The 15,264-nt window shown below is 41.0% G+C and carries 14 protein-coding genes; all 14 read left to right on the top strand.

The genetic code is table 11. The features are described 5' to 3' along the window. Positions 1-21 precede the first annotated feature (21 nt). The 14 genes from dprA to SORDD25_RS01580 all read left to right on the top strand — a co-directional run bounded on the left by dprA (position 22) and on the right by SORDD25_RS01580 (position 15,209). Positions 22-870, top strand: coding sequence for a DNA-processing protein DprA (gene dprA / locus SORDD25_RS01645; RefSeq protein WP_061852383.1), 849 nt, complete (start codon positions 22-24; stop codon positions 868-870). A 117-nt stretch (positions 871-987) separates the two neighbouring features. Next, positions 988-3,075, top strand: a complete 2,088-nt coding sequence (topA, locus tag SORDD25_RS01640) for a type I DNA topoisomerase (RefSeq protein WP_061852382.1) — start codon at positions 988-990, stop codon at positions 3,073-3,075. Between the two features lie 106 nt (positions 3,076-3,181). Beyond that, the gene (locus SORDD25_RS01635; RefSeq protein ID WP_001220350.1) at positions 3,182-3,541 is read left to right on the top strand and encodes a YbaN family protein; all 360 of its coding nucleotides are present in this window, start codon (positions 3,182-3,184) and stop codon (positions 3,539-3,541) included. Between the two features lie 93 nt (positions 3,542-3,634). Next, positions 3,635-4,267 carry a copper homeostasis protein CutC gene (locus SORDD25_RS01630; RefSeq protein WP_061852381.1) on the top strand — a complete coding sequence of 211 codons (633 nt, stop codon included), beginning with the start codon at positions 3,635-3,637 and terminating at the stop codon, positions 4,265-4,267. Between the two features lie 43 nt (positions 4,268-4,310). After that, complete coding sequence (locus tag SORDD25_RS01625; protein ID WP_061852380.1) at positions 4,311-4,967, top strand: MmcQ/YjbR family DNA-binding protein; 657 nt, start codon at positions 4,311-4,313, stop codon at positions 4,965-4,967. A gap of 314 nt (positions 4,968-5,281) precedes the next feature. Then, positions 5,282-6,844, top strand: coding sequence for a 2-isopropylmalate synthase (locus SORDD25_RS01620; RefSeq protein ID WP_061852379.1), 1,563 nt, complete (start codon positions 5,282-5,284; stop codon positions 6,842-6,844). Positions 6,845-6,855: 11 nt separating this feature from the next. After that, positions 6,856-7,893 (top strand): 3-isopropylmalate dehydrogenase, encoded by a 1,038-nt coding sequence (gene leuB / locus SORDD25_RS01615; RefSeq protein WP_061852378.1) that lies wholly within the window; start codon positions 6,856-6,858, stop codon positions 7,891-7,893. Beyond that, the gene (locus tag SORDD25_RS01610) at positions 7,890-8,159 is read left to right on the top strand and encodes a DUF1294 domain-containing protein (RefSeq protein WP_000700090.1); all 270 of its coding nucleotides are present in this window, start codon (positions 7,890-7,892) and stop codon (positions 8,157-8,159) included. The genes leuB and SORDD25_RS01610 overlap by 4 nt, the downstream gene beginning before the upstream one ends. Positions 8,160-8,162: 3 nt before the next feature. Next, the gene (gene leuC / locus SORDD25_RS01605; protein ID WP_061852377.1) at positions 8,163-9,545 is read left to right on the top strand and encodes a 3-isopropylmalate dehydratase large subunit; all 1,383 of its coding nucleotides are present in this window, start codon (positions 8,163-8,165) and stop codon (positions 9,543-9,545) included. A 9-nt stretch (positions 9,546-9,554) separates the two neighbouring features. Next, a complete protein-coding gene (gene leuD / locus SORDD25_RS01600; RefSeq protein ID WP_061852376.1) occupies positions 9,555-10,148 on the top strand; it encodes a 3-isopropylmalate dehydratase small subunit in 594 nt (197 codons plus the stop codon). A 26-nt stretch (positions 10,149-10,174) separates the two neighbouring features. Next, complete coding sequence (locus tag SORDD25_RS01595) at positions 10,175-10,954, top strand: L-threonylcarbamoyladenylate synthase (RefSeq protein WP_061852375.1); 780 nt, start codon at positions 10,175-10,177, stop codon at positions 10,952-10,954. Positions 10,955-11,078: 124 nt separating this feature from the next. Then, complete coding sequence (locus tag SORDD25_RS01590; protein WP_423170618.1) at positions 11,079-12,758, top strand: AAA family ATPase; 1,680 nt, start codon at positions 11,079-11,081, stop codon at positions 12,756-12,758. After that, entirely contained in the window at positions 12,745-14,049 is a 1,305-nt protein-coding gene (locus SORDD25_RS01585; protein ID WP_061852374.1) for an McrC family protein, read from the top strand. The genes SORDD25_RS01590 and SORDD25_RS01585 overlap by 14 nt, the downstream gene beginning before the upstream one ends. Positions 14,050-14,222: 173 nt before the next feature. Continuing rightward, entirely contained in the window at positions 14,223-15,209 is a 987-nt protein-coding gene (locus tag SORDD25_RS01580) for a GMP reductase (protein ID WP_061852373.1), read from the top strand. Positions 15,210-15,264: the final 55 nt, after the last annotated feature.

The following is a 15,264-nucleotide window of genomic DNA, read 5'->3' as shown; positions in this document are numbered from 1 at the left end:
GAAAAAGAAACGGAGTTGTATATGAAGATCACAAACTATGAGATTTACAAATTGAGAAAAGCTGGGCTGAGTAATCAACAAATTTTAACAGTTCTTGAATACGATGAGACTGTTGATCAGGAGCTCTTGCTAGGTGACATTGCTGAAATATCTGGGTGCCGTAATCCTGCTGTCTTTATGGAACGCTATTTCCAGATTGATGATGCACAGTTGGAGAAGGAGTTTCAAAAATTTCCATCCTTCTCGATTCTAGACGACTGTTATCCTTGGGATCTGAGTGAGATTTATGATGCTCCAGCTCTTTTGTTTTACAAAGGAAATCTAGACTTATTGAAATTTCCAAAGGTTGCTGTTGTGGGGAGTCGTTCTTGTTCCAGCCAAGGTGCTAAGTCGGTCCAGAAAGTCATTCAAGGTTTGGAAAACGAGTTAATCGTGGTCAGTGGTTTAGCCAAAGGGATTGATACGGCTGCCCATATGGCTGCACTCCAGAATGGAGGAAGAATAATTGCAGTGATTGGAACAGGATTGGATGTTTTTTATCCCCGAGCCAATAAACGTTTGCAAGAACACATTGGTAATCACCATTTGGTACTTAGCGAGTATGGACCTGGTGAAGAACCCTTGAAATTTCACTTTCCAGCTCGTAATCGCATCATTGCTGGACTGTGCCGTGGCGTTATTGTAGCAGAGGCAAGGATGCGTTCAGGGAGTCTCATCACCTGTGAGCGTGCTATGGAGGAAGGGCGTGATGTTTTTGCCATTCCGGGAAACATTTTAGATGGCCATTCAGATGGCTGTCACCACCTGATCCAAGAGGGGGCAAAGCTGATTTCCAGTGGTCAAGATGTGCTGGCTGAGTTTGAATTTTAAGGAGAAATTTGTTCACACAGATAAACTTTTCTTCTATATATAGGACTTAGGTCTTGACAGCTATAGAAAAATGGTTTACACTTTATAAAGTTTATTACTTTGAAAAGGTGTGATAGTGTGGCTACGGCAACAAAGAAGAAAAAATCAACAGTTAAAAAAAATCTAGTCATCGTGGAGTCGCCTGCTAAGGCGAAAACGATTGAGAAATACCTAGGCAGAAATTACAAGGTTTTAGCCAGTGTCGGGCATATCCGTGATTTGAAAAAATCCAGTATGTCAGTCGACATTGAAAATAACTATGAACCGCAGTATATCAATATCCGAGGAAAAGGTCCTCTTATCAATGATCTGAAAAAAGAAGCCAAAAAGGCCAATAAAGTCTTTCTGGCGAGTGACCCGGACCGTGAAGGAGAAGCGATTTCCTGGCATTTGGCTCACATTCTCAACTTGGATGAGAATGATGCCAACCGTGTAGTCTTTAATGAAATCACCAAAGACGCAGTAAAAAATGCCTTTAAAGAGCCTCGCAAGATTGACATGGACTTGGTCGACGCTCAACAAGCTCGTCGTGTCTTGGACCGCTTGGTAGGCTATTCGATTTCGCCAATTTTGTGGAAAAAGGTCAAGAAGGGCTTATCAGCAGGACGCGTGCAGTCAGTTGCCCTTAAGCTCATCATTGACCGTGAAAATGAAATCAATGCCTTCCAACCAGAAGAATACTGGACAATTGATGGTGTCTTTAAGAAGGGAATCAAGCAATTTCAAGCTTCTTTCTATGGTATGAATGGCAAAAAGATGAAATTGACCACCAACGAAGAAGTTAAAGAAGTCTTGTCCCATTTGACTAGCAAAGATTTCACAGTAGACCAGGTAGATAAGAAAGAACGCAAACGCAATGCGCCCCTACCCTATACGACTTCAACCATGCAGATGGATGCGGCTAACAAAATCAATTTCCGTACTCGTAAGACCATGATGGTTGCCCAACAGCTTTATGAAGGGATCAATATCGGATCAGGTGTGCAAGGTTTGATTACCTATATGCGTACAGACTCAACTCGTATCAGTCCTGTGGCTCAGAATGAAGCGGCAAGCTACATTAACGACCGTTTTGGTAGCAAGTATTCCAAGCATGGTAGCAAGGTCAAGAACGCCTCAGGTGCTCAGGATGCCCACGAAGCCATTCGTCCATCTAGTGTCTTTAACACACCTGAAAGCATCGCTAAGTACTTGGACAAAGACCAGCTTAAGCTCTATACCCTTATCTGGAACCGTTTTGTGGCTAGCCAGATGACAGCTGCTATCTTTGATACCATGGCTGTTAAGCTATCTCAAAATGGGGTTCAGTTTGCGGCAAATGGAAGCCAAGTTAAGTTTGATGGTTATCTTGCTATCTACAACGACTCTGACAAGAACAAAATGTTGCCAGATATGGCTGTTGGAGATGTGGTCAAGCAGGTCAATAGCAAGCCAGAACAACATTTCACTCAACCGCCAGCTCGCTATTCGGAAGCGACTCTTATCAAGACCTTGGAAGAAAATGGAGTTGGACGCCCGTCAACATATGCTCCGACAATTGAAACTATCCAAAAACGCTACTACGTTCGTCTGGCAGCCAAACGTTTTGAACCAACAGAGTTGGGAGAAATTGTCAATAAACTCATTGTTGAATATTTCCCAGATATCGTAAACGTTACCTTCACAGCTGAGATGGAAGGAAAACTAGATGATGTCGAAGTTGGAAAAGAGCAGTGGCAACGGGTTATTGATGAGTTTTACAAACCATTCTCCAAAGAAGTAGCCAAGGCTGAAGCTGAAATGGAAAAAATCCAGATCAAGGATGAGCCAGCTGGATTTGACTGTGAGGTTTGTGGCAGTCCGATGGTGATTAAGCTCGGTCGTTTTGGTAAATTCTATGCTTGTAACAATTTCCCAGACTGCCGTCATACACAAGCGATTGTCAAAGAGATTGGAGTCGAGTGTCCAAGATGCAATCAAGGTCAAATCATCGAACGAAAAACCAAGCGCAATCGTATCTTCTATGGTTGCAATCGCTATCCAGAATGTGAGTTTACTTCCTGGGACAAACCAATTGGCCGTGACTGTCCAAAATGTGGACACTTCCTTGTGGAGAAAAAAGTCCGTGGTGGTGGTAAGCAGGTTGTATGTAGTAATGGCGACTACGAAGAAGAGAAAATTAAATAAAATGCAGAGTCCTGAAAATGAATTTCAGGCTCTTTTTACTTGAAGCTTGACAAATTTCCCCCTTGTGTGCGAAACTAGAGGAAGAGTAATTTATCTAGGAGAAATCATGCGTATCATTTATCTCTGTATTGGCTTTATTTCACTGGCTTTAGCTGTTATTGGAGTTGTCCTACCACTTTTACCAACAACCCCCTTTCTTTTGTTAGCTATTGCTTGCTTTTCAAAATCTTCTAAGCGTTTTGAAGACTGGCTTTATCATACAAAGCTTTATCAGACTTATGTAGCGGACTTTCGGGAAACCAAGTCAATCGCGCGAGAACGCAAGAAAAAAATCATCGTATCTATCTATATCTTGATGGGGATTTCTATTTATTTTGCCCCTCTTTTGCCAGTCAAAATCGGTCTGGGAGCCTTGACTATCTTTATCACCTACTATCTCTTTAAAGTCATTCCTGACAAAGAATAGATAAAAATAGTAGGTATTTGCCTTGATAAAAATGAAAGTATATTTAAAATAATATGATATAATAAATTTAAAGAAAACATCAAGGAGAATCAAATGATTTACGAATTTTGTGCTGAAAATGTGACCTTGCTTGAAAAAGCGATGCAGGCTGGAGCTCGTCGAATCGAACTTTGTGACAATCTAGCAGTAGGAGGAACAACACCTAGCTATGGAGTGACCAAGGCAGCGGTTGAACTGGCATCTAACTACGATACGACCATCATGACTATGATTCGTCCCCGTGGTGGCGACTTTGTCTATACTGATTTTGAAATAGCGATCATGCTAGAAGACATTCGTTTGACTGCGCAGGCTGGAAGTCAAGGAGTCGTTTTTGGAGCATTAACTGCTGATAAGAAGTTGGATAAAGCTAATCTGGAGAAGCTGATTGCCGCATCTAAAGGAATGGAAATTGTCTTCCATATGGCCTTTGATGAATTGAGTGATGAAGAGCAATTGGAGGCCATTGACTGGCTCAGCCAAGCTGGTGTCACTCGTATCTTAACTCGTGCTGGTGTGTCTGGGGACTCGCTAGAGAAACGTTTTGAACACTATCACAGAATTTTGGAACATGCAAAAAGTAAAATTGAAATCTTACCAGGTGGGGGGATTGACTTGGATAACCGTCAAACCTTTATCGACCAGCTAGGTGTGAAACAATTGCATGGAACTAAGGTTGTCTTTTAAAAAATAGAAAGGAACTGCTAGCTTTTGGTAGCAGTTTTCACTTATGTTTGAAATTTTTAAATCCTATCAGTTTAATAAAGAAAAAGCCCATGCCTATGGTTTTGTAGAAAATGGGGAAATCTGGACCTATAGTTGCCAGATTTTGCAGGGTGACTTTTTCATGACAGTCTCTATCACTCCTGATAATGTGAGCTTTCAGGTTTTTGATCAGGAAACGGGTGACCTCTATCCTCAAGTCCATATGGAAAGTATGACAGGAAGCTTTGTTGCAAGTGTCCGTGAGGCTTGTTTGGAGATTCTCTACCAGATTCGGAAGGATTGTTTTGATGTGCAGGATTTTATCTGTCCTCAGACTAAGCGTATCATGGATAAGGTTCAGGAAAAGTATGGTAATCAGTTGGAGTATCTGTGGGAAAAATCACCTGATACAGCTGTATTGCGCCATAAAGACAATCAAAAGTGGTATGCCGTTTTGATGAGAATCCCATGGGATAAGCTGGAAAAGGGTAGAGAAGGGCTAGTCGAAGCAGTCAATATTAAACACGACCAAGTAGCTGATTTTCTTTCACAAAAGGGCATTTATCCAGCCTTTCATATGAACAAACGCTACTGGCTTAGTATGGCACTTGATGATACTTTGTCAGATGAAATGGTACTGGAATTGATAGAAAGAAGTTGGAACTTAACCGTGAAAAAATAAAGAAAGTTACTTGAGTTTTCAAATACTTTCAATTAGCAAAATATTCTTTACTGAAGAAATTTTCAGAAAATAATGGATTTTTTCTTGACATGAGATTCTTCCTATGCTAAAATACTTAACAAGACATCAAACGAAGGAGAAAGTCAAACATGAAAACAGCTAAGTTTAATCAATTTGCTTTGTTGTTGAGGTACTCGGGCTAGTGCAAAAGCATTAGTCCTGTTTGGCTTACCAAGCGGGAGTAAATCAACATCTCGCTTGGGTTTCTGAGCGAGATGTTTTTTTAAAACCACATTTGGAAAAGGGGAAATCTTATGCGAACAGTTGAATTTCTAGATACCAGCCTTCGAGATGGAGAGCAGACACCTGGCGTTAACTTTTCAATCAAGGAAAAAATTGCCATTGCAAGGCAGCTGGAGAAGTGGGGCATTTCAGCCATCGAAGCTGGTTTTCCGGCTGCAAGCCCAGACTCATTTAAGGCAGTTCAGGAGATTGCTAAAGTCTTGAAAAAAACGGCGGTGACTGGTCTAGCACGTTCGGTCAAGTCTGATATTGATGCTTGTTACGAGGCACTTAAGGATGCCAAGTATCCACAGGTTCATGTCTTTATCGCTACCAGTCCGATTCATCGTAAGTATAAGCTCAATAAGAGCAAGGAAGAGATTTTAGAAGCTATTAAGGAGCATGTTTCTTACGCACGTTCAAAGTTTGAAATTGTCGAATTCTCTCCTGAGGATGCGACTAGAACAGAGAAGGATTTCCTCTTACAAGTCGTTCAAACAGCAGTAGATGCAGGTGCATCTTATATCAATATCCCTGACACGGTTGGATTCACCACTCCAGAAGAGTACGGAGCTATCTTCAAATACTTGATTGAGAATGTCAAGACGGATCGTCAGATCATCTATTCACCTCACTGTCACGATGACCTTGGAATGGCAGTGGCTAATAGCCTTGCTGCTGTCAAGAATGGTGCAGGACGTGTCGAAGGGACTATCAATGGTATTGGCGAGCGAGCTGGGAATGCTGCTTTGGAAGAAATTGCAGTGGCTCTCAATATTCGCCAAGATTACTATCAAGCAGAAACCAGTATTGTCCTAAACGAAACCATTAATACGTCAGAAATGGTTTCTCGCTTCTCAGGTATTCCAGTTCCTAAAAACAAGGCTGTGGTTGGCGGTAATGCCTTCTCCCATGAATCTGGAATTCACCAAGACGGAGTCCTTAAAAATCCTCTCACTTATGAGATCATTACACCTGAATTAGTCGGTGTTAAGAGTAATAGTCTTCCGCTTGGAAAATTGTCTGGTCGCCATGCCTTTGTTGAAAAACTAAGAGAATTAGCCCTAGATTTTACAGAAGAGGATATCAAACCACTCTTCGCTAAGTTCAAGGCACTAGCGGACAAGAAACAAGAAATCACGGATGCAGATATTCGAGCTCTGGTAGCTGGAACCATGGTTGAAAATCCAGAAGGCTTCCACTTTGATGATTTACAACTTCAAACCCATGCAGACAATGAAATTGAAGCGCTCGTTAGCCTAGCTAATATGGATGGTGAAAAAGTCGAATTTAATGCGACAGGGCAAGGTTCTGTTGAAGCAATCTTTAACGCTATCGATAAGTTCTTTAACCAATCTGTCCGCTTGGTATCCTATACTATTGACGCTGTGACAGATGGAATCGATGCCCAAGCTCGAGTCTTGGTTACTGTTGAAAACAGAGATACAGAGACCATCTTTAACGCAGCAGGTCTTGATTTCGATGTACTAAAAGCTTCGGCTATTGCCTACATCAATGCCAATACCTTTGTTCAAAAAGAGAATGCAGGTGAGATGGGGCGTAGCGTTTCCTACCGAGACATGCCTAGTGTGTAAAGGAGAAGGCTATGACAAAGAAAATAGTAGCTCTAGCAGGGGATGGAATTGGTCCAGAAATCATGGAAGCTGGTTTAGCGGTTCTGGAAGCTCTAGCTTCAAAATCAGGTTTTGACTATGAAATAGACAAACGTCCCTTTGGAGGTGCAGGTATTGATGCTGCGGGGCATCCCTTACCTGATAAAACCCTCAAGGCATGTAGAGAAGCAGATGCTATTCTCCTAGCGGCTATCGGTAGTCCCCAGTATGATGGGGCAGCGATTCGGCCTGAACAAGGCTTGCTGGCTCTCCGTAAGGAACTCAATCTTTATGCTAATATTCGCCCGGTAAAAATCTTTGAGAGTCTCAAGCATTTGTCACCTCTCAAATCGGAACGAATTGCTGGTGTTGACTTTGTCGTTGTGCGTGAATTGACAGGTGGGATTTACTTTGGGGAACATATTCTTAAAGAGCGAAAAGCGCGTGATATTAATGACTATAGCTATGAGGAAGTGGAGCGGATTATTTGCAAGGCATTTGAAATTGCAAAAAATCGGAGAAAAATCGTTACTAGTATCGATAAGCAAAATGTTCTAGCGACATCAAAACTTTGGCGGAGAGTAGCTGAGGAAGTTGCGCAGGATTTCCCAGATGTAACCTTGGAACACCAGTTGGTGGACTCAGCTGCTATGCTTATGATTACCAATCCTGCTAAGTTTGATGTCATCGTGACAGAGAATCTTTTCGGAGATATCTTATCTGATGAATCAAGCGTGCTATCAGGCACTCTTGGTGTTATGCCATCAGCCAGTCATTCTGAAAAGGGGCCAAGTCTTTATGAGCCTATTCACGGTTCAGCGCCTGATATTGCAGGTCAAGGAATTGCCAATCCTATTTCCATGATTTTGTCAGTTGCCATGATGTTGAGAGATAGTTTTGGACGTTTTGAGGATGCAGAGCGTATCGAGCGTGCTGTTGAAGCTAGTTTAGCAGCTGGCATTTTAACAAGAGATATTGGAGGACAGGCTTCGACCAGGGAAATGACGGAAGCTATCATTGAAAGATTATGAAGATAAATGAAGGAATAACGCTTGCCCTCTTGATTTGGAATTTGCTGATTTTCTTGATTTATGGCATTGACAAATCCAAGGCAAGAAGAGGTGCTTGGCGCGTCCCAGAGAAAATCTTACTCATTTTAGCCCTTACTTGTGGTGGTTTTGGTGCCTGGTTGGCAGGAATCATTTTTCACCATAAGACTAGAAAATGGTACTTTAAAACAGTTTGGTTTCTCGGGATGGTGACCACACTAGTAGCCTTATATTTTATTTGGAGGTAATGGATGACAGGAAAATCGATTTTTGATAAATTATGGGACCGCCATGTCATCACAGGAGAAGAAGGACAACCCCAACTCATGTATGTGGACCAGCACTATATTCATGAAGTGACCAGTCCCCAAGCTTTTCAAGGATTACGAGATGCGGGGCGCAGATTGAGACGGCCAGACTTGACATTTGGAACTTTTGATCATAATGTTCCAACCGTTAATATCTACGATATTCGAGATGTTATTTCTAAGGCTCAAATTGATAAGCTCGCTGATAATGTTGAGGAGTTTGGGATTGAACATGCTGCCCACGGTTCTGAAAAGCAGGGAATCGTTCACATGGTAGGTCCAGAAACAGGACGGACCCAACCAGGAAAATTCATCGTCTGTGGAGACAGCCACACAGCTACCCACGGAGCTTTCGGAGCTATCGCTTTTGGAATTGGGACCAGTGAAGTCGAGCATGTCTTTGCTACCCAGACCCTCTGGCAGGTCAAACCTAAGAAAATGCTGGTAGAATTCACTGGTGTTCCTCAAAAAGGAGTTTATTCCAAGGATTACATTCTCGCCTTGATTGCCAAGTATGGCGTTGCCTGTGGTGTTGGCTATGTGGTGGAATATCGTGGGCAAGCGATTGATGCTTTGACTATGGAAGAGAGAATGACCATCTGCAATATGTCCATCGAGTTTGGCTCCAAGATGGGCATCATGAATCCAGATCAGACCACCTATGACTATCTCAAGGGACGGGAATGCGTTCCCAAAGCTTTCGAGGAGGCTGTGGCGGATTGGAAAACCCTGGTCAGCGATGATGATGCTGTTTATGATAAAGTTATACGGATGGATGTCTCAGACTTGGCTCCTATGGTGACCTGGGGAACCAATCCTGCTATGGGCGTCGACTTTGACAGTAGCTTCCCAGAAATTAAGGATATGAACGATGAACGTGCTTATCATTACATGGACTTGGAGCCTGGTCAAAAGCCAGCGGACATTGAGCTAGGTTATATCTTTATCGGGTCTTGTACCAATGCTCGTCTCAGCGATTTACAACTAGCTGCGCGATTTGTTAAAGGAAAGAAAATAGCTCCCAATCTAACAGCAATCGTAGTACCAGGTTCTCGTCCTGTCAAACGAGCTGCGGAGAAGTTGGGCTTGGATAAGGTCTTCTTAGATGCTGGCTTTGAATGGAGAGACCCAGGTTGCTCTATGTGCCTGGGGATGAATCCTGACAAGGTCCCTGATGGTGTCCACTGTGCCTCAACCAGTAACCGCAACTTTGAAGACAGACAGGGATTTGGTGCTAAGACCCATCTCTGCAGTCCAGCCATGGCAGCGGCGGCAGCTATTGCAGGGCGTTTCGTAGATGTTCGGCAGATGCCAGAAGCCCAGTAAGGAGAGGATATGGAGAAATTTACAGTTTATACGGGAACAACCGTTCCTCTTATGAATGATAACATTGATACCGACCAAATCCTTCCCAAGCAGTTTCTCAAGTTAATTGATAAAAAAGGCTTTGGTAAGTACCTCATGTATGCTTGGCGTTATCTGGACGATAACTACACTGAGGATCCAGACTTTGTCTTTAACCGACCTGAATATCGAAAAGCTAGTATTCTTATCTCAGGGGATAACTTTGGCGCAGGTTCTTCGAGAGAACACGCAGCTTGGGCTCTAGCCGACTATGGTTTTAAGGTCGTGATTGCAGGCTCTTTCGGTGACATTCATTACAATAATGAACTCAATAATGGCATGTTACCCATTGTTCAACCCAGAGAGGTAAGAGAAAAACTAGCCCAGCTTCAACCAAGTGATCAGGTAACTGTGGACTTGGAACAACAAAAAATCATCTCACCAGTTGGAGAATTCACTTTCGAAATTGATAGCGAATGGAAACACAAGCTATTAAATGGTTTGGATGATATCGGTATTACCTTGCAGTATGAAGATTTGATTGCTGCCTATGAAAAACAACGACCGGCCTACTGGCAGGATTAGAAAAATAGAAAAGGAACTATAGAACTATGACAAAACATATTCAATGGAACGGAACACTTTCTCAAGAAGGCTATGACATTTTAAAAGGTGAAGGCGGGTGTATCGTTTGCCCCACAAAAGTTGGTTACATTATCATGACGAGCGATAAGGCAGGTCTTGAACGCAAATTTGAAGCCAAAGAGCGTAACCGTAACAAACCAGGTGTTGTACTTTGTGGTAGCATGGACGAGCTACGCGCTTTAGCACAACTCAATCCAGAAATTGAAGCCTTCTACCAAAAACATTGGGACGAAGATATTCTTCTAGGTTGTATCCTTCCATGGAAACCAGAAGCCTTTGAGAAATTGAAAGCATACGGTGATGGTCGCGAAGAACTCATGACAGACGTTCGTGGTACTAGCTGTTTTGTCATCAAGTTTGGTAAAGCTGGTGAACAATTGGCTGCTAAACTTTGGGAAGAAGGCAAGATGGTCTACGCCTCATCAGCTAACCCATCTGGAAAAGGAAACCGTGGTAAGGTGGAAGGTATCGGTCAACGTATCGAAGGAGCAGTGGACCTTGTCATCGAAGCAGACGACTACGTGGCATCCATCCAACCTGACAAAACAATCGAAACTCGCTACGAGCAAGGTGTGATGGTCTCTATGGTTGATAAGGACGGCAAACTCATCCCAGAACAAGGTGGAGCACGTTCAACCTCACCAGCACCAGTCGTTATCCGTAAAGGGCTTGACATTGATAAAATTATGATGCACCTGTCAGATACCTTTAACTCATGGGACTACCGCCAAGGCGAGTATTATTAAGATTGAAAAGAAGTCTAGTGTTAAGAGAAATTGAAGCTCCTAACGCTGGGCTTTTTGTTTAATTCCTTGTTTTGTTTCTTTAATAGTGTTATTATATAAAAAGGTATTATATGTTAATGTGAAAATGGAGGAATTTATGTCGAATATAAGAGTCTGGAAAATTTCAGTTGGCGGAACTACTAACTTAAAATTGCATAAGAAATCTTTTAAGGATAATGTTCTATATATCGGATTTGATAATATAGAAGAAAAAAATTATCCTTATAATGGGGAAGAAAGACCTAGAAAACAAGAGAATCAAGTAGCACTCCTCCAACATGGTGTCAGTATAGGAGATTTAGTAGTAGTTCCTAGGAAGAATCTACGGGCTTCTTTTTTGGCTAAAATAATTGGTCCTTATCAATATGTTGAAGATAGTGAGTTTGAAGGATTTCCAAGACGATTTGAAATCATACCGATTAGTAAATTTGGTGATTTCCAGTTAAATTCTCTTGGAACTAAGAAATGGGACTATACAACAGTATCTGCATTACCATATTCAAGTCTTGATGAGTTATATGTGGATTTTAATATTGAAAAAGATGAAATTTCAGATGTTCAAAACGAGAAAAACGCATCAGAAAATATCAACGAGTATAAGAATATTTTACTTTCATCCAAAAACCTCATTCTCCGTGGTGCTCCTGGTACAGGAAAAACTTATCTTGCTAAAGAAATTGCTAAAGAATTAACGGGTGGCAACGAAGACCAAACCGAGTTTGTACAGTTTCACCCTTCCTATGATTATACGGATTTTGTAGAGGGGTTGAGACCAATTCTGGGGGATGATGGACAGATTAACTTTGGCTTGCAGGACGGTATTTTTAAGAAGTTCTGTCAGAAGGCTAAAGAAGCTCAGAAGACTGGAGGTCAAGATAATTTTGAGGAAGCGTGGGATCTTTATCTTGAATATGTAAATAGCAGAGATGAAAAAGAATATTTGACAAAATTTTCCTATCTCACAGTAAATAGTCGAAATAATTTTAATATCAATTATGAAACTAAAGCCAAAGGAACTGTCTTAACAAAATCTTATGTTTATGAACTGTATAAAGATGAAAAATATCTGAAAAAGCCCTATTATCGTAACCAAGGAAAAAAAGTCCTTGAAACTTTAAAGAAAAGATTTGGTTTGAAAGACTATATTTCTCCAACAGAGATCAAGACAGACAAGAATTTTATCTTCATCATCGATGAGATTAATCGTGGGGAGATTTCTAAGATTTTTGGGGAACTCTTTTTCTCTATCGACCCTGGTTATCGTGGTGAAAAGGGGAGTGTTTCCACCCAGTATGCTAATTTACATGAGTCGGATGAGAAATTTTATATCCCTGAAAATGTCTACATCATCGGAACAATGAATGATATTGACCGTTCAGTAGATACCTTTGATTTTGCTATGCGTCGTCGTTTTCGTTTTGTTGAAGTTACTGCTGAAAGCCAAGTTGCTATGTTGGATAAAGAACTAGATATCCATGCAGAAGAAGCAAAACTTCGTTTAAGAAACTTGAATGTTGCTATCGAAAACGTTCAGGAGCTAAACAGTCATTATCATATTGGACCAAGTTATTTCCTTAAGTTGAAGGATGTAAATTTTGACTATGAATTACTCTGGTCTGATTACCTCAAACCACTCTTGGAAGATTACTTACGTGGTTCTTATGAGGAGGCTGAAACTCTGGATACATTGAAAAAAGCATTTGATCTGACAAATAAAGAGCAAACAGATCAGCAATATACTGGTGATAATGATGCGGATAACTGATAATCAGTATAGGATTGCTAAAGAGGACTTTGTCGCAGAATTTCCCAATCTAAGTCAAGCGCTCCTTGATAGAACACTAGATAACCTATCTCGAGAGGACAATATTTTTATTTTCCCAAATGATTTGATGAATTCTCCTGATCTAGACAGGGACCAAAAGATTTTGGAAACAGTTAATCAGGAAATCAAGACAGGAAATGTGATTGGCTTTCTGGGGTGTGGTCAGGAAAGATTAACGATTTCCTCTCGTTTTTCTGATAAATATAACGACCACTTTTTGCATTGTCTCTTACAAAAGGTTCTCAATATCAATCTGACTAGTTTGGATGTTGGTCTATCTCTAGAGGATAAACTCTATCAGCTTTTGATTTACCTCTTTCCCAAGTATTTACAAGCTGCTCTCAGAAAAGGTCTTTATAAGGAATACCAGAGATTTTCTCATAACGACAGTCATGTAAAAGGTGTACTAGATGTAGGAAATCATCTTAAGAGAAATGTTCCTTTTATGGGAAATGTTGCCTACACAACGAGAGAGTTCACCTATGATAATCCACTCATGCAATTGATTCGGCATACGATTGAGTACATAAAGATTAAAAAAAGTTTTGGAGTACTACTCGATAGTAATCGTGAAAATATGGCAGAAATCATGCGAGTAACCCCATCTTATAAACTCGCTGATCGTGCTAAGATTATCAGAATGAATAAAACGAAATCCATCCGACACGCATACTTCAGAGAGTACAGAAAGTTGCAAGAGCTTTGCCTGATGATCCTAAATAGAGAGAAGCATGGGTTAGGATATCAAGAGCAAAAAATCCATGGTATTCTTTTTGATGTTTCCTGGCTTTGGGAAGAGTATGTTTATACCCTGTTGCCAAAAGATTTCATACATCCTCGAAATAAGGATAAGACGGACGGTATTTCAGTATTTTCTAATCGTGAAAGAAAAGTATTTCCAGATTTTTATCATAAAGAGTTAAAAATAGTTCTAGATGCAAAATATAAAAAACTGGAGTTTACTGAAAAAGGGATCAATCGCGAGGACTTGTTCCAGTTGATTTCCTATTCTTATATTTTAGAAGCTGAGAAAGCTGGACTGATTTTTCCTAGTATGGAGCAGTCAGTAAATAGTGAAATAGGAAAACTAGCTGGCTATGGAGCTCAATTGAAGAAGTGGTCTATCCAAATTCCTCAGAATGCTTCATCTTATAATGAATTTTGTGAAATGATGGAAAGCTCCGAAGCAATTTTTAAAAGAAATATTGATAAGGAAGTGGGGAGAAAGTAATCTCTTCGCTTTTTTGCTATTTATACAAGTAATTTCCGAACAATATAATTTGATTATTGAAAACATTTGACAAAAACTGTACTTTGGTTTATAATTAATCAAGGAAACGTCGGAAAAAGGCGTAGAGGTGCGCAAGCATAGGTAGGTCATTATAAAAGAAACGAGACATCGATATGTTAAATGAATTTCCAATTTTTGATTACGAAGATATTCAGTTGATCCCAAATAAATGTGTCATTAAAAGCCGTTCAGAAGCGGATACAAGTATTACGTTTGGAAAACACACTTTTAAACTACCTGTTGTGCCAGCAAATATGCAGACGATTTTGGATGAGAACGTAGCAGAGCAACTTGCTAAAGGCGGTTACTTTTACATTATGCACCGTTTTGATGAAGCGGGGCGCATTCCTTTTATCAAACGTATGCACGATCAAGGGCTCATTGCTTCCATTTCTGTTGGTGTCAAGGACTATGAGTATGATTTCGTTAGCCAGCTCAAGGCTGATGCTCCTGAGTACATCACGATTGACATTGCTCATGGTCATGCGGATAGCGTGATTTCTATGATTCAACACATCAAGAAAGAATTACCTGATACTTTTGTAATCGCTGGTAACGTCGGAACTCCAGAAGCTGTGCGTGAATTGGAAAATGCCGGTGCGGATGCTACTAAGGTTGGAATCGGTCCTGGGAAGGTTTGTATCACCAAAGTCAAGACTGGTTTTGGTACAGGCGGTTGGCAGTTGGCTGCCCTACGCTGGTGTGCTAAGGCTGCGCGCAAACCAATCATCGCTGATGGTGGGATTCGTACCCATGGTGACATTGCCAAGTCTATCCGTTTCGGTGCTAGCATGGTCATGATTGGTTCCCTTTTTGCAGGACACATCGAAAGTCCAGGAAAAACGATTAAAGTTGACGGTGAACAATTCAAAGAATACTATGGTTCAGCTTCACAGTATCAAAAAGGCGCTTATAAAAATGTAGAAGGTAAACGCATCTTACTGCCTGCCAAAGGGCATTTGCAAGACACCCTTACTGAGATGGAGCAGGACCTGCAAAGTGCTATTTCCTACGCAGGTGGACGCAGGCTTGCTGACCTTAAACATGTTGATTATGTTATCGTGAAAAACTCTATCTGGAACGGGGATGCATCCCACTAATGGATGCTTAGTCTACCCATAAAAAAACTTGTTATTAGAGCAAATTTTTGTTATA

It is taken from the genome of Streptococcus oralis (genome assembly GCF_001579525.1).
GTDB lineage: Bacteria > Bacillota > Bacilli > Lactobacillales > Streptococcaceae > Streptococcus > Streptococcus oralis_M.
Note: the sequence above shows the minus strand (reverse complement) of the source record. Positions and strands in the feature narration are given on the sequence as shown.